The sequence below is a fragment of the Nocardia ninae NBRC 108245 genome, from assembly GCF_007990755.1.
Taxonomy (GTDB): Bacteria; Actinomycetota; Actinomycetes; order Mycobacteriales; family Mycobacteriaceae; genus Nocardia; species Nocardia ninae.
Window position 1 is genome coordinate 1 of sequence record NZ_BJXA01000131.1, and the last position, 15,110, is coordinate 15,110.

Here is a 15,110-nt window from a genome sequence, read left to right on the forward strand (position 1 = left end):
CCGCCCTGGCCGCCGCCGCCGTCGTGTTCTTCTTCGGCGGCGACGCGGAACCGCCCACGGCCGCGACCAATCCGCCCCGGATCGGCGAGCCCGCCGCCTCCTCGGCCACCCAATGTACGGCCGAGCGGGTCGGCAACCGGATCAAGGGCAACGACCCGGGCAACTTCGACTCCGGCCCCGGCGCGATCTTCGCCTTCCAGCACGCGTACTACGTCGCGCGTTCCGGCGAGGAGGCCCGCGCAGCGACCACCCCGGACGCGGCGGTCGAGCCCGCGGCGGCCATCCAGCGTGGCATCGACAGCGTGCCCGCGGGCACCACCTACTGCGTCGCGATCACCCCTGGCGCGTTCGCGGGCCAGTACATGGTGGTGGTGACCGAAAACCGTCCTGGACGACCGCCGGTCACCTACAACCCGCAGCTCGTCACCACCACCACCGAGGGCGGGCGCACCCTCATCAGCGCCATCAGCCCCGGCCAATAGGCCTGGCGCTCAGGCAAATTCGTACTTGGCGACGACTTCCTCGTCGAGCTCGATACCGAGCCCCGGCCGCAACGGCACCTGCACCTGGTTGGCCCCGTACCGCAGCCGCGTCTCGGGCGTGAGCAGCAGTTCGAAGTTGTATATGCCCTTCTCCAGCGCGAAGTACTCCACGACCAGCGTGTTGGCGACCGCGCCGCACAGGTGGACGTGCAGGTTGTGATGCCAGTGCGGCGCCATCTGCAAGCCGAAGGCGTCGGCGGCGTGCGCGACCCGCAGCCACTCGGTGACCCCGCCGACCACTCCGGCGTCGGCCTGCAGGATCGACGCCGCGCCCGCCTCGATGAGCTGCCGGAATTCCCAACGGGTCTGGTGTATTTCGCCCGTGGCGACCGGTGTGCGGATCTGCCGGGCGAGTTCGCCGTGCCCGGCGATGGCGTCCGGTCCGAGCGGTTCCTCGAACCACCACAGCTCCCGCTCCCCCGCCGCCCGCTCGAAAGCCTGGATGGCCGTGCGTGCTTCGTGCACCGAGCGGTAGGCGTTGTTGGCGTCGAGGGCGAGCCGGCCGGTGTCGCCGATCGCCTCGATCGCGGCCGCGACCCGGCGCGCGTCCTCGGCCACGCTCAGTCCACCGACCTTGATCTTGTGATCGATAAACCCTTGGCCCGCATTGAATTCGATCTCCTTGCGGACGGCGTCGGCCCATTCGCCCTCGTCGGGTCGGTAGTAGCCGCCGGAGGCATAAGCGGGCAGCGGAGTTGTCGCGCCGCCGAGCAGGCTGGCCAGGGGTAGCCCGGCGCGTTTCGCGCGCAGGTCCCACAGCGCGATATCGATGGCCGACAGGGCCCGCAGCACCGCGCCGCGACGGCCGGCGAGCAGCGCCTCCTGGTACGCGCGGCCCCACAGTCCGTGCACGTCATTGTGGTCGGCGCCGAGGTAGACCGGCGCGAGCACGTCGTCGACCGCGCACTTGGTCAGCGTGCCGCCGCTGGTCCCGGCATAGGTGTAGCCGAGTCCGGTCGCGCCGGTGTCGTCGGTGACCTCCACCAGCACGTAGTGCCGATCGGTCAAGTCGCGGTTGGACATTCGGGTCGGCTTGTCGACCGGAATGCCGACGACGCGGGCCGAGATTCGAGTGATGGTCATCGAGTGCTCCTCGCGGATGGGGCGGTGCGTACCGCCTGGATGTTGGCGAATTCCGTAGCGCCGTAGCTGCTCAGCTCCCGGCCGTGCCCGCTGGCCTTGACCCCGCCGACGGGCAGGCGCGGGTCGGATTCGGAGATCCGGTTCACGAACACCGATCCCGCCGCGACCCTGGCCGCCAGTTGCTCGACCCGGCCGAGGTCACGACCCCAGATCGAGCAGCTGAGGCCGTACGCCGAGGCCTCGGCAGCCGCCAGCGCCGCGGCGGCCGAATTGACCGAAAGCACCGCACCGAGCGGGCCGAACGTTTCCTCTTGGAAGGCAACGGAATACGCATCGGGCACCGCGACGATGGTCGGCGTGAACCAGGCGCCCGGCCCGGTATCGCCGGCACCGCCGACCAGTACCTCGGCCCCGCCGGCCACCGTCGCGGTCAACTGCCTGCGCAGCTCGTCCCGCAGGTCAGCGCGGGCCATCGGGCCGATATCGGTGCCAGGCAGGGTCGGATCACCGACCACCAGCTTGCTGAGTTCGGCCACCATCGCCTCGGTGAACTCGGGAAAAATGCTCTGCTCCACAATGATTCGCTTCGCGGCGATGCAGCTCTGCCCGGCGTTGAGGAACCGGGAGCGCACCGCTGCCGCCGCCGCGTCGGCCACCTCGGCGTCGGACAACACGATGAACGGATCGGACCCGCCGAGCTCCAGCACCACCTTCTTGACCGCTTGCCCGGCCCTGGCGCCGACGATCGCGCCGACCCGATTGCTGCCGGTGAACGCCACCGCCGCGATGCGCGGATCATCGATGACCGCACCGATCCGCTCCGGCGGCAGCACCACGCTGGTCAGCACGCCGGTGCCGTACACCTCGTCGAACAGGCGCTGCACGGCCAGCGCGCAACCGGTGACGTTGTCGGCGTGCTTGAGCAGCACCGTGTTGCCGATCGCGACGGCGGGCAGCATGGACCGAAAGACCTGCCAGAACGGATAGTTCCACGGCATGATCGCCAAAAGCACGCCGAGCGGCCGGATTCGGATCTGCCCGCTGTCGGGGAACACGTCGACCGCCTGCGGCGCAAGGAGTTCGGCGACGTGATCGGCGTAGTAATCGCAGGTGAACGCGCACTTCTCGATCTCGGCGACGGCCTGGCCGATCGGTTTACCCATCTCGGTGGTGATCAGTAGCGCGAACGTGTGCGAGTCGGCCCGCAATCGGGCGGCCAGCAGGCGCAGCCGGTCGGCGCGGTCCGTGATCGGTTCGTCGGCCGCGCGACGCGCCGCCGCGACGGCTCGATTGAGCAGCGCGGACAACTGATGGTCGGAGGTGAAAGCGTAGGCCTCGAGGGGACTTCCGTCGGCGGGATTGCTCGTGGTGATCACCGGACCACCTCCTCGGCCGACCGCGACTCCAGCCAATCCTGGAAGCGTCGCCCGAGGATCACCGGGTTCTGCAGCAGCTTCGGCACATCGGTGGCGTTGCCGACCGCGATGCGCACGTGCAGCAGCACCGGGCCATCCGAACTCAACACTTCGGCCAATCGTGCCGCCAGCTCCTCGGGATCGGCTGCGCGGCGCACCGTCCAACCCGCGGCAGTGGCCAGCTCCCCTAAATCGATGCGTGCGCCATAGGTCGGCAAATTTGCCGTCGCGCCGTACACCCCGTTGTCCAGCAACACCATCACCAGCTTCGACGGCCGCAGGAAGCCGCCGGTGGCAAGCACATTCGGGTTCATCAGCAGCGATCCGTCACCCTCGATCGCCACCACCTTCGGCACATCCGTGTCCGCGATCCCCAGCGCGATGCCGGTCGCGACGGAACCCGCCAAACCCATCGCGTCGAGCAGATACAGATGATTCGGCCGATCCGCGACCGCCGCCAGCTCTCTACTTGAGGCGGCACAGGTCACCACCACCGGCAGGTCGCTGGTCTGTGCGGCGATAATCCGCAGTGCGTCAATACGTTTCACGATCAGGCCGCCTTGCCGTCGGTCGCCCAGAAGTGCGCTAGCACCACCACCGGCCGAAATGTCATGCGCGCGTGCACCCCGGCCTCGGTGACCACTGCCGCCCAGTCCGCAGGCCCACTGCGCCGGTCGAGTTCGAAGAACGGAATCCCGAACTGTTCGAGCACACGGGGCACGTGCTGGCTGAATGTGTGGATCATCGAGTTGTACTCACCGAGCCCGCCGCGCGTGTTCGCCACGATCAGCATGGGCAGGTGGTAGGCCACGTTGAACGTGGTCAGTGCCGTCAGCGCGTTACCGAAACCGTTGTCCTGCATGACTATCGCGCCGAGCTTGCCGGTCAGCGGTAGCGCGCCGATCAGCCCGGCCGCTTCCTCTTCCCTGGAGAGCGGGAACACCCGCTCGGAGCTGCCAGCGGCGCCGCCGCTGGTGTCGACCAGCGCCGTGATGACGGGTGCCACGCTCACCGATGGCACATAACCGACCAGATCGACCTCCGCCGCCCAGATGCCGCTGGCGACGGACGCCGCATACGAGTTGGAATTCACCGAATGTCCCTTCGCCGGACCGGCTGCTCGAACGCAGCCTCTTTGGTGTCTGCAACATACTACTGAACGTGAGTAGCATGCAACACTCAAATATGCGTGACACCGATCAGGATTCGGACGGGATTGTCAGTAGATGACTTGGTCACCCTCGGGGACGGACACCGAGACCCACCGCCGCCACTCCGCGACCAAGCCGCGGTTGTCGTCGCTGCTGTGCGCGACGAGCAGATCGCCCGAGCGCACCAGATGTTTGCGCATCGCGCGCTCGGCCCCGACTCCGTCGCGCTTGCGCAGCGCATCGATGATGTCCCAGTGGTCTTTCAGCGCGGTGTCGACCGTCTGATACCGCGGCACGCTGTGCCTGCCGTCCAGGGCCAGCGTCTGCCGCAACTCGTTGACCACCTTGGCCAAGCGGCGATTGCCGCTGGCCTCCAGGATCAGTTCGTGCAGCCGCTCGTCGGCGGCGAAGTATTCGGCGCCGCCGTCGGCGGTGCGTTCCATGATCCGATACTCGGCGAGCATGGCTTCGTCGTCACGGCTGGTCATCACGGCGGCGGCACTGCGGCAGGCGGGCGGTTCCAGCAGCACCCGCAGGCTGCACAGGTCGACGATGCCGCGCCCGTCCTGCCCGAGCACCCTGGCGCCGCGGTTGCGTTCGATCTTGACCAGGCCCAGATCGGCCAGCTTCAACAGCGCTTCGCGCACCGGCGTCCGCGAGGCGCCGAACCGCTCGCCCAGCTCACGGGACGAATACAGGATGCCGCGCTCGAGCCGCCCCTGCCGGATCGCGTCCCGGATCTCGGCAGCGATCTGCTCGGACTTGCTGTCTACCGCATCCTGCGACAAGGCACCTCTTCACGACCGAGAGCAACGGGAAATCGCCCGTGGCACACCGTCCCCGGGCGATTCCCCAGCATAGTCGCTCAGACAGTCTCCACCGACGAGGCGCGACGTGGCCTGGACCGCGCGGCGATCACACCGATCACGAGCAGCGCGCCGACGTTGGCCATGATCATCACGGCGATGGCGAAACCGGTGCGCCCGCCGGAGAAGTCCTTGATCCAGCCGAACGCATACGGGCTGACGAACCCGGCCGCATTGCCGAGCGAATTGATCAGCGCGATACCGCTGGCCGCGCCCGCGCCCGCCAGATAGGCCGTCGGCACCGACCAGAACAGCGGTTTCGCGGTCTGCGCGGCCATCGTGGCCACCGTGATCGCGGCGAACGCCAGCAGCGGCGACCCGAGCGCGAACGCCGTGATGGCGAACGCCACCACCGAGATACCCAGCGCGACCAGCACCGGCCGCGACGACCCCTCGGCCCGGACCAGCCGGCCGGTGACGTACATCCCGATGGCGGCCAGCAGGAACGGCACCGCCGACAACCAGCCGATCTGGGTGCTGCTCAGCCCGTCACCGACCTCCTTGACCACCGTCGGCATCCAGTAGGCCAGCGGATACGCACCGCACAGCACCAGGAAGTAGGCCAGGCACAGCGCGAGCACCCGCTTGTTCCGCAGCGCCGCCAGATGACCGGCGGGTGCCGTGCGCGCGCGTTCGGCGTTCTCGGCGGCCAGCGTCTCGACCAACCACGTTCGCTCGGCCTCGCTGAGCCACTTTGCCTCCCTTGGTGTTTCGGTGAGCGCGACGAAGAAGACGCCGCCGAGCAGCACCGCGGGCAGGCCGCCGACGATGAATACCCAGCGCCAGCCGTCCAATCCCAGTGCGCCGTCGAAGGTGTCGAGTATCCATCCGTTGAGCGGACTGCCCAGCACGCTGGCCACCGGGATGGCCACCATCACCGTCGAGATCACCTTGGCGCGTTGGGCATTGGGGTACCAACGGGTGAGATACACCAGGATGCCGGGGAAGAAGCCCGCCTCCGCGACGCCGAGCAGGAAGCGCAGCACATAGACCATCTCGACGCTCGTCGCGAACGCGGTCAGGGTGGCGATGATGCCCCAGGTCACCAGGATTCGGCTGAGCCAGATCCGGGCGCCGACCTTGTTCATGACGATGTTGCTCGGCACCTCCGCCAGCACGTAGCCGACGAAGAAGATGCCCGCCGCGAACCCGTACTGGGTCGCGGTCATGCCGAACGTCTCCTCCATGCCGAACTTGGCGAAGCTGACGTTGATCCGATCGATGTAGCTCACGATGTAGCCGATCATCAGCAACGGCACGATCCGGCGGGTGATCTTCCGGATTGTGGTCGCCTGCAGCACGTCCCCCTCGACCCGGGGAATCGAACGATCCATCTCTTTCCTCCACAGCACAGAGCCAGCTGTGATGGCATGCCACCTAGCTAAGTAACATGTCTCACTTGATGAGTGGCATGCTACTCATGCTGTGACGCGGCGCACAAGACTTTCTCCGACGTGTCGAGGAAGCGGCGACGGCCGGCCCGGGATGTTCCCGGACCGGCCGTAAGCCTGCGATGCTGCGGTCTGTCAGTCGCTCGCGTTCTCCGCGGCGACGACGACGTGGCGCATGAGCAGCGCGGTGGTGACGGGCCCGATGCCGCCGGGCACCGGGCTGAGGGCGGCGGCCTTGCCGCGCACCGACTCCGCGTCGACATCGCCGACGATGCCGCCGTCGGCGGCCTCGTTGGTGCCGACGTCGATGACGACCGCACCTTCGCGCACGTGCTTACCGGTGACCAGGCCGATCCGCCCCGCCGCGGCGACCACGATGTCGGCGGCCGAGGTGACCGCGGGCAGGTCGGCGGTCCGCGAATGGCAGACGGTGACCGTGGCGTTCTCTGCGAGCAGCAGCTGGGCCAGCGGCTTGCCGACGATGTTCGAGCGGCCGACCACCGCGACATGCCGACCTTCGAGCGGGATTTCATGCTGCTTCAGCAACTCGACCACCGCCTCGGCGGTGGCGGGCACGAAGCCGTCCAGCCCGGAGGCGAGCAGGCCGAGCGAGAGCGGGCTCACGCCGTCGACGTCCTTGGTCGCGACGATCGCGGAGCTCACGTCGTCGAGGGAGATACCCGCGGGCAGCGGTGTCTGCAGCATGATCGCATCGGTCGCGCTGTCCGCACTGCGCGCCGCGAGCTCCGCGCGGATCGTGTCCGCGCTCGCGTCGGCGCCGAGATCCACGGTGTCGCAGGCGATTCCGAGACGCTCGGCGGCCTTGCGCAGCGAGTTCACGTACCAGGCGCTGGCCGGGTCGTCGGTCGCCACGATCAGGGCCAGGCGCGGCGCGGCGCCCGCCTCGGTGCGTGCGGCGGCGCGCTGCTTGGTGTCGGCGTTGATGGCGGCGGCGAGTTCCTTGCCGGTCAGCGAAACGGTATCCACGCTGTCATACCTTATCCGGGGCCGCGCGGCCCGCCGCGACTGCGCCTAGGTCCTGTGTCGCAGCCCGCCCGGTTTGTCCCGATGCCGGAAATAAGCCGCAGAATCCGCCCGGCTAATACGCGATTTCCAGATCACCCCGCCGTATCGTGATCCCTGCTTGCCCATGGCTAACTGCCAGCACGTGCCAGACCCGTTTCTTGCCGATCGTCCAGCTCGCCGATCAACAGCATTTTCGCGGAAAGGTGTCGACTGTAGTGAAGATCTCGAGGCACTCGAAACAGCTAGCCGCGGCGTTGTTCGCGGCCATCACCCTCACCGGCCTGGCCGGCGCCCCGGCCCAGGCCGACGTGACCGACGACCTCTACAACTCCGCCCAGCGCAACTTCACCGACGGCAACGACGTCGCCGGACGCGCCGACCTGCGTGCCCTGATCGGCGCCGACCCCGCCGACGCCGACGCGCTGTCGCTACAGGCCATCTGGTCGCACTACGCGGGTGACCTGCCCGCACTCGCCGACGCGATGGCGCGGCTCAACGCCGTCGACCCGGGCAAGGCGGCGGGCACCAACCACGTGCTCAACGCCATCGCCGCGGCCGTCGGCACGTTGCCGAATCCGTTGCCTGCGTTGGTCGGACCGCAGACCGGCATCGTTGTGCTCGGCTACGGCCTGCTGCCGGACGGCGCGCTGCGCCCGGAACTGGTGAACCGGTTGACCGCGGCCTGGCTGCAATCGATCGCCTCGCCCCTGTCCCCCATCGTGGTGACGGGCGGCAACCCGCAGAACGGCATCACCGAGGCGGACGCGATGGCAGGCTGGCTGATCGGCCACGGCGTGCCCCCGAACCGGATCCACGTGGAGGGTCGCGCGGGGTCGACCGTGCAGAACGCCCTGTTCAGCACCAAGCTGCTGCGCGATGTCGGCGCGACGAGCGCGGTGGTCGTCACCTCGCCCAACCACATCCGGCGCGCCGTCGCCGACTTCATCGTGGCGGGCACCACCGTGGTCGGCGCGACCACCTCGCTGGAGCAGCTGGTCTCCCAGTTGCCACCGCCGGCCAGGCAGTCGCAGCGCGGCATCTATCTCGATGCCACGCGCACCTTCGAATTGGCCACTTCGCGCTGAGTATGCCCGCGCCCGGGGTCCGCACGACGGTGCGGATCCCCGGCGGGCGAGCGAGATCACGGGGAAATTCGCTGGCTGCGCCCGGCCCTGGCACGGCAGGATGGCCCAGTGATGGCAGCAGGTAGTACGGAAGAAGTGGTCGCGTCCTTACGCGCGGCGGGCTGCGTTTTCGCCGAGGACGAGGCCCGCCTGCTCACCGCCGCCGCCGCGGAAACCGGCGCGGACCTCGACGACCTGGTCGCGCGGCGGGTCTCCGGCACGCCGCTGGAGCATCTGCTCGGCTGGGCCGAGTTCCACGGGCTGCGGGTCGCGGTCGCCCCCGGAGTTTTCGTACCTCGGCAGCGCACCGCGTTCCTGGTCGAAGAGGCCGCCCGCTTGACCCGAGCGCGGCACCGGCACTCGGTCGTGGTCGATCTGTGTTGCGGCTCAGGCGCTTTGGGGCTGGCGCTGGCCACTCTCCTGGCCGCCGAGCACACCGTCGTGACGCTGGCCGCCGCCGACATCGACCCGGTCGCGGTCGACTGCGCCCGCCGCAACCTCACCCCACTCGGCGCGCCGGTCTATCAGGGTGACCTCTTCGAACCACTGCCCGAGGAACTCCTCGGCTGCATCGACATCCTGCTCGCCAACACCCCTTACGTCCCGTCCGAGATGATCGCGCATATGCCGCCGGAGGCCCGCGATCATGAACCGCGCACCGCCCTAGACGGCGGGCCCGACGGGCTGGACATCTTCCGCCGCGTCGCCGAAGGCGCCCGATCCTGGCTCGCCCCCGGCGGTCACGTGCTGGTCGAGTCCAGCGAAGAGCAGGCTCCTGCGGCGATCGCCGTGCTCGCCGAGCACGGGCTCGCCGGCCGGATCGCCGAATCCGAGGAGCACTACGCCACCGTCGTCATCGGAACCAGACCAACCGGCGGGGTGTAGCTTCCGGTGCGGACGCCGACGCTCCGCTACGCCGCGACAGCTGCCGCGGCATCGACGATGCCGTACCCGTACAACGGGGTGTAGACCCCGCGCGGCGGACCGGGGACGAACGGCGTACGCGCGGTGCGAAGGATGGCGCTGTAGATATCCGGCACGCTCCGTCCTTGCGCGGCCAGCAGCGCTGCGACGCCCGCGACGTGCGGGCTTGCCATCGACGTACCGGCGACCGCGTCGTAGTCGCCCTGACCGCAGGTCCCGGTACCGGTCCCGCGCGGGACCGAAGACCACACGTTGTCATCGCAATTGATCAAGCCCGCACCACCCGGTGCCGAGACGATCTTCAGATCCGGTTTGAGACCGAAGTGTGAGTACCACCCTTTGAGCTCCTGGCGGTCGGTGCCGACCACACAGATCACGTCGCGGGTGTACGCGGGATCCAAGCACAGCGGAAGGGCGGTGTTGCCCGACGCGGCCACGACCGCGACACCGTTGCTCACCGCGTAGGCGATCGCATCGGAGAGCCGCTTTTCGATCCCCACCACTGCCAGCAGCTGGTCGTTCGGCAGACCGCTCAAGCTCAGGTTGACGACGTCTGCGCCGTGATCGACCGCCCATCGCACGCCCTCGCCGATGTCCTCATAGGTGCCGATGTTCTCGACCACCTTCACCGGCATGATCTGCGCGTCGGGTGCGACCCCGGCGATACCGATGCCGTTGCCGGTCGCCGCGGCCGCGATCCCCGCCACGTGGGTGCCGTGCACGTCGATGGTCGAGCCGACGCCGTCCGGCCCCTTCCAGTCGCCGTTGCCACACGGCCGCTGCCCGTCGGGACAGCCGGTGAAGGTGGCACCGGGGACGAGCTTGCCTTGCAGATCCGGGTGGTCCAGGTCGACGCCGGAGTCGACGATCGCGATCACGACCCCGGCGCCGGTACTCGTCGACCACGCCTGGGTGGCCTTGATCTGGGTGAGACCCCACTGTTTGCCGAACAGGGGGTCATTGGTCGCGGCGTTCGCCGGGGTTGCCAGGGCGACCACCGTCGCGGCAACCGTGCTTACTGTCAGGCAGAGCGTCATCGAGGTCCAGCTGCGCTTGGTCCGCATGGTCGGCTCCAAGAATCGATGCCCGATCTTCTGGGCCGGGCGTGTGCTGACTTCATCCCGGCCCGAGGACATCGCGTTACTGAACGGTTGCTGACGGCGGTCGCTTACTTCTTGCGACCGGTGAACTCGTCCATCGAGTGGTAGACACCGACGGAGTTGAGGAACAGGTCGCGCAACTTGATCGGCAGGATCCCCGACAGCGCCTTGTTGAGGCGCGAGGTCCACGGCAGGATCACCAGCGGGTTGCCGTTCTTCATCTCGCGCCACGAGGTGTCGACCACCGCGTCCTGCTCGAGGATCGGCGTGAACAGGAAACCCTTTGCGCCGTCGAACATTCCGGTGTTGATGTAGGTCGGGCAGACCGTGGTGACCTTCACGTGGTCGTGGCCCGCCTGCTCCAGTTCGATGCGCACCGAGTCGGACCAGCCGAGCGCCGCCCACTTGGACGCGGCGTAGACGCTCATCCGCGGATTCGACACCAGCCCCGCGGAGGAGGCGATGGTCAGCACCCTGGCCTCGGTCGAACCGGCCACCATGGCGGGCAGGAATTCAAGGGTGACGTACATCGGGGCGTGCGCGTTGATCGCCATCGTCTTCTCGATGTCGGCGCGGTTCTCGGTTTCCCAGAAGTAGTTGTTGCCCCGGACGATTCCCGCGTTGTTGACCAGGATGTCGATGGTGCCGACCTCGGCGCGCACCGACTCCGCCGCCTCGGTGATGGCCGCGGGCGCGGACACGTCGACCACGAAGTGGTGGATGGTGCCGCCGAGACCGGTGAGCTCCGCGGCGGTCTCCTTCAGCGCGACCTCGCTGATGTCCCACAGCACCACCGCGGCCGCGCCCTCGCGCACCGCGCGCTCGGCGAACAGCTTGCCAAGGCCCATCGCGGCGCCTGTGACGAGAACCTTCTTGCCCGCAACCGTGTCGAGTTTCATCCGTCCCTATCCCTGTCGATATCGCTGAAAGTTACTTCTGGCGCAGTGTTTTCATCAGGCCGAAGTAGAAGGTCATGGTCTTGGCCCACAGCTCCTCGGACATGCCGGGCAGCGGTGCGATCGGCAGCATCCGCTGCACCGCGATGGTCTGGGTGTCGATGTATTTGAGGAGGCCCTCGGCGCCGTGCCTGCGCCCGGTGCCGGAGATGCCGAGGCCGCCGGACGGCGCGTCGGCGCTGCCCCAGGCCGCGATGAAGCCCTCGTTGACGTTCACCGAACCGGCGTTGATCCGCGCCGCGACCTCGCGACCACGGGCGATGTCCTTGGTCCAGACACTGGCGTTGAGGCCGTAGGCGGTGTCGTTGGCCTGCTCGACCGCCTCGTCGTCGCTGCCGACCCGGTAGATCGAGACGACCGGGCCGAAGGTCTCCTCGCGGTACACGGTCATGCCGGGCCGCACGCCGCTCAGCACCGTCGGCTCGTAGAAGTACGGACCGAGATCGGGTCGCGCCCGCCCGCCGGCCAGCACCGTGGCGCCCTTGGCCACCGCGTCCTCGACATGCGAACGGACCGTGGCCAATTGGCGCGGGAAGGTGAGCGAACCCATGTCGCTGTCGTAGTTCAGGCCACCGCCGAGCTCGATACCCTTGACGTGCTCGATGAATTCGGCAACGAACTGGTCATACACCTTGTCGTGCACATAGATTCGCTCCATCGACTCGCACAGCTGCCCGGCCGAGGCGAAGCAGGCGCGGATCGCGATCTTGGCGGCCCGGGACACATCGGCGTCGGCGAGCACCACCAACGGATTCTTGCCGCCGAGTTCGAGGGAGTAGCCGATGAGCCGCTCCCCCGCCTGCTGGGCGATGGTGCGGCCGGTCGCGCTGGAACCGGTGTAGTCGACGTAGTCCGCGCGCCCGATCACCTCGTGCCCGATCACCGAGCCGCGCCCTAGTACCGCCTGCCACAGGCCGCGCGGCAGGCCGGCCCGCTCGGCGGCGTCGATCGCCCACAGGGCGGTGAGCGCGGTCTGGTTGTCCGGTCGCGCGACCACCGCATTGCCCGCGACCAGGGCGGGCAGCGCATCGGAGGCGGCCAGCGCGAGGGGGTAGTTCCACGGCGAGATCACCGCGACCACACCCTTGGGCCGGTGCCGCACATCGACCTGGGTGAGCACCGGCAGCACGCCGCGCGGCTTGCGGGTGGCGAGCAGTTTGGCGGCGACCTGCGCGTAGTACCTGGCGTTGACGGCGACATCGCCGACCTCGTCGAAGGCGTGCGCGCGGGACTTACCGGTCTCGGTCTGCACGATGTCGAGGATGGTGTCCTGCTCGGCGAGCACGATGTCGTGAAAGCGGCGCAGCACCGCGGCGCGCTCCCGGATCGGGCGGCGCGCCCACTCCTGCTGCACCGCACGGGCCGTCGCGAACGCCCGGTCGATGTCGGCGACCGAGGACTGCGGCAGGTCGGCGATCTTCTGCCCGGTGGCGGGCGCGAACACCTCTACCGAGGGTGCACCGCCCGCGGTAGCACCGTCGAGCAGGGGCTGGACCAGCGACGATGGCAACGCGTCTGCCGCGGCGAGCTGGGGGGCGGTCGTCATTGTCGGCCCTCTCGATAGGACGGTCGGACGAGCCGTGCGCGCATCCGCCTTTAACTGAACACTAGTGTTAGATTAATAGGCGTGCCACACCTCGTGTCAAGCTCTTCGTCATGGAACACAGACACGGCAGGCTGCTCGCTGTGAAGCAGCACCATGTCTGTGGAGTGCTGCGATGACCGAGGCGACCACGCGGCGCGGGAGGCCGCCGCAGACGCGGGAGCAGGCCGAAGAGGTCCGCGCCAGGATCGTGCTCGCGACCGCCGAGGTGTTCACCCGCAACGGCTCGCGCGGGCTGAGCGTCGCGCAGATCATCGAGCAGGCCGGGCTGGCCCGGCCGACCTTCTACCGCTACTTCGGCAACGCGACCGAGCCGCTGCACGTGCTGCTGAACACCTCGAACGACGGCCTGGTCGAGGGCATCCGGGTGGCGCTGACCGGCACCGACGAACCCGTCGAGCTCGGCATCCGGCTGATCGACGCCTACCTCGACTGGGCGGGTGGCCACGGTGCGATGCTGCGGCCGCTGTTCGCCGAGCTGCACGATCCGGCCTCGCCGGTGTCGGCGTATCGGGAACGGGCACTCGACGATATCCGCAGACTGGTCCGCGAGACGTTCACCGAGCTCGGCCGCCCCGTACCCAGTCCGCTCGATCTCGATGCGGCACTGCATGTGTGCGAGTACGTGGTCTACCGCATCTCCGCGGGCACCGAACCAGGGGCCGAGCCCGACGCGGAAACGGTTGCCGCGGCGCGGCTGACGATGATCCGCGTGCTGCTGACCACGCTCGGCACCCGCACAGATCTCGAATACGCGTTGCAGCTGCCGGGTATCTTCCCGGCAGCGCCGTGACTACGGACGGTTGCGGGTCAGCGGGTAGCTGACCCGCGAACTCGGCGAGCGACGTTGATCGCCGAGTTCACAGGTCTAGGTCGAGTTCGGTACCGCGCGCACGCGATACGCAGGTCAGCATGGTGCGATCACGTTCGCCGTCCGACAGGAACCGGTCCCGATGGTCGACCTCCCCCGCCAGTACGCCGACCCGGCAGGTGCCGCAGAATCCCTGCTGGCACGAGTAGGCGACGCCGGGCAGCCGACGCCGGATCGCGGCGAGCGCGGACTCGTCGGCCGCGACGTCCACCTCGGCGCCGCTGCGACGCAGCCGGATACGGAAGGGTGCGCCGTCGCGCACCGGCACCGGCGAGAACCGCTCGGTGTGCAGCGAGGCCGTCGGATCGTGCAGCGACAACACCTGGCGCGCCGCCTCGGCCAAGGGCGGTGGGCCGCAGACGTATACCGCGGCACCGGTCGGTGTCTGCTCGAAGATCATGCGCGGATCCGGCATGCCGAATTCGTCGTCCGGGCGGACCACCACGTCGCCGCCGGTCAGCAACGCCAGCTCACCCAGGAACGGCATCCGCGAGCGCGAGCGGCCCAGATACATGAGCCGCCAACGTGTTCCGGCCCGCTCGGCGGCCGCGACCATCGGCAGGATCGGCGTGATCCCGATGCCACCGGCGACGAACAGATACTGCGGCGCCTCGATGAACGGGAAGGCGTTGCGCGGTCCTCGCACCGTCAGCCGGTCGCCGACCTGCAACCGTTCGTGGATCTCGCGTGATCCGCCGCCGCCAGCGGCGATGTAGCGCACGGCAATTCGATACTGCCGACGATCGGCCGGATCGCTCGTCAGCGAGTATTGCCGCTGACGCCCCGACGGTAGGAACACGTCCAGATGCGCGCCGGGCGTCCACGCCGGCAGCAAGCCACCGTCCGGATCGGTCAGGAGCACACTGACCACCTCGTCGGCCGCCTGCTCGATCCGATCGACGACGACGGTGAAGTCGTACCCGGTGTGCCGCACCGGCTGCGGCCGCGAAAGCAGCTGCGCCGCATCCACTTCGGCGAAGACCCGCTTGTACGCGTCGGCCACCGTCGCGATCATCCGCAGTCCCGGCCCCGGCCGATGCCCCTCCTCGACGGCCGTC

Annotated in this window: 15 protein-coding genes; 4 read left to right on the top strand and 11 right to left on the bottom strand. The window is 68.6% G+C overall.

All coding sequences use genetic code 11. The features are described from left to right. Positions 1–482, top strand: a 482-nt coding sequence (locus NN4_RS45560; RefSeq protein WP_503826351.1) for a DUF8176 domain-containing protein, incomplete at its 5' end; no start/stop codon positions are given. Between the two features lie 9 nt (positions 483–491). On the opposite strand, the gene NN4_RS42715 is transcribed toward NN4_RS45560, so the two are convergent. From NN4_RS42715 to NN4_RS42745, 7 genes are all read right to left on the bottom strand, one after another. After that, positions 492–1,625 (bottom strand): mandelate racemase/muconate lactonizing enzyme family protein, encoded by a 1,134-nt coding sequence (locus NN4_RS42715; RefSeq protein ID WP_147143644.1) that lies wholly within the window; start codon positions 1,623–1,625, stop codon positions 492–494. Then, positions 1,622–3,001, bottom strand: coding sequence for an aldehyde dehydrogenase family protein (locus tag NN4_RS42720; protein WP_147143646.1), 1,380 nt, complete (start codon positions 2,999–3,001; stop codon positions 1,622–1,624). Before NN4_RS42720 ends, NN4_RS42715 begins: the two co-directional genes overlap by 4 nt. Further along, a complete protein-coding gene (locus NN4_RS42725) occupies positions 2,998–3,588 on the bottom strand; it encodes a thiamine pyrophosphate-dependent enzyme (RefSeq protein WP_147143649.1) in 591 nt (196 codons plus the stop codon). The genes NN4_RS42720 and NN4_RS42725 overlap by 4 nt, the downstream gene beginning before the upstream one ends. 2 nt (positions 3,589–3,590) lie before the next feature. After that, the gene (locus NN4_RS42730; RefSeq protein WP_147143652.1) at positions 3,591–4,133 is read right to left on the bottom strand and encodes a thiamine pyrophosphate-binding protein; all 543 of its coding nucleotides are present in this window, start codon (positions 4,131–4,133) and stop codon (positions 3,591–3,593) included. Between the two features lie 126 nt (positions 4,134–4,259). Next, a complete protein-coding gene (locus NN4_RS42735) occupies positions 4,260–4,979 on the bottom strand; it encodes a GntR family transcriptional regulator (protein WP_135231869.1) in 720 nt (239 codons plus the stop codon). Between the two features lie 77 nt (positions 4,980–5,056). Then, a complete protein-coding gene (locus tag NN4_RS42740) occupies positions 5,057–6,391 on the bottom strand; it encodes an MFS transporter (RefSeq protein WP_147143657.1) in 1,335 nt (444 codons plus the stop codon). A gap of 192 nt (positions 6,392–6,583) precedes the next feature. Continuing rightward, on the bottom strand, positions 6,584–7,435 hold the full coding sequence (locus tag NN4_RS42745) for a bifunctional 5,10-methylenetetrahydrofolate dehydrogenase/5,10-methenyltetrahydrofolate cyclohydrolase (RefSeq protein ID WP_147143660.1): 852 nt from the start codon (positions 7,433–7,435) through the stop codon (positions 6,584–6,586). 254 nt (positions 7,436–7,689) lie between these two features. Here NN4_RS42745 and NN4_RS42750 point away from each other — a divergent pair, with 254 nt between their 5' ends. Both NN4_RS42750 and NN4_RS42755 read left to right on the top strand, forming a co-directional pair. Continuing rightward, positions 7,690–8,559, top strand: a complete 870-nt coding sequence (locus NN4_RS42750; RefSeq protein ID WP_147143663.1) for a YdcF family protein — start codon at positions 7,690–7,692, stop codon at positions 8,557–8,559. Positions 8,560–8,670: 111 nt separating this feature from the next. After that, complete coding sequence (locus NN4_RS42755) at positions 8,671–9,483, top strand: putative protein N(5)-glutamine methyltransferase (RefSeq protein WP_147143666.1); 813 nt, start codon at positions 8,671–8,673, stop codon at positions 9,481–9,483. A 26-nt stretch (positions 9,484–9,509) separates the two neighbouring features. Here the strand turns inward: NN4_RS42755 and NN4_RS42760 are convergent, their stop codons facing one another. The 3 genes from NN4_RS42760 to NN4_RS42770 form a co-directional block, all read right to left on the bottom strand. Next, positions 9,510–10,586 (bottom strand): S8 family serine peptidase, encoded by a 1,077-nt coding sequence (locus NN4_RS42760; protein ID WP_147143669.1) that lies wholly within the window; start codon positions 10,584–10,586, stop codon positions 9,510–9,512. Between the two features lie 104 nt (positions 10,587–10,690). Next, positions 10,691–11,521 carry an SDR family NAD(P)-dependent oxidoreductase gene (locus NN4_RS42765; RefSeq protein ID WP_147143672.1) on the bottom strand — a complete coding sequence of 277 codons (831 nt, stop codon included), beginning with the start codon at positions 11,519–11,521 and terminating at the stop codon, positions 10,691–10,693. 31 nt (positions 11,522–11,552) lie between these two features. After that, the gene (locus NN4_RS42770; RefSeq protein WP_147143676.1) at positions 11,553–13,124 is read right to left on the bottom strand and encodes a succinic semialdehyde dehydrogenase; all 1,572 of its coding nucleotides are present in this window, start codon (positions 13,122–13,124) and stop codon (positions 11,553–11,555) included. 172 nt (positions 13,125–13,296) lie between these two features. Here NN4_RS42770 and NN4_RS42775 point away from each other — a divergent pair, with 172 nt between their 5' ends. Beyond that, on the top strand, positions 13,297–13,974 hold the full coding sequence (locus NN4_RS42775; protein ID WP_147143679.1) for a TetR/AcrR family transcriptional regulator: 678 nt from the start codon (positions 13,297–13,299) through the stop codon (positions 13,972–13,974). A gap of 67 nt (positions 13,975–14,041) precedes the next feature. On the opposite strand, the gene NN4_RS42780 is transcribed toward NN4_RS42775, so the two are convergent. Further along, positions 14,042–15,067 (bottom strand): PDR/VanB family oxidoreductase, encoded by a 1,026-nt coding sequence (locus NN4_RS42780; protein WP_147143682.1) that lies wholly within the window; start codon positions 15,065–15,067, stop codon positions 14,042–14,044. Positions 15,068–15,110: the final 43 nt, after the last annotated feature.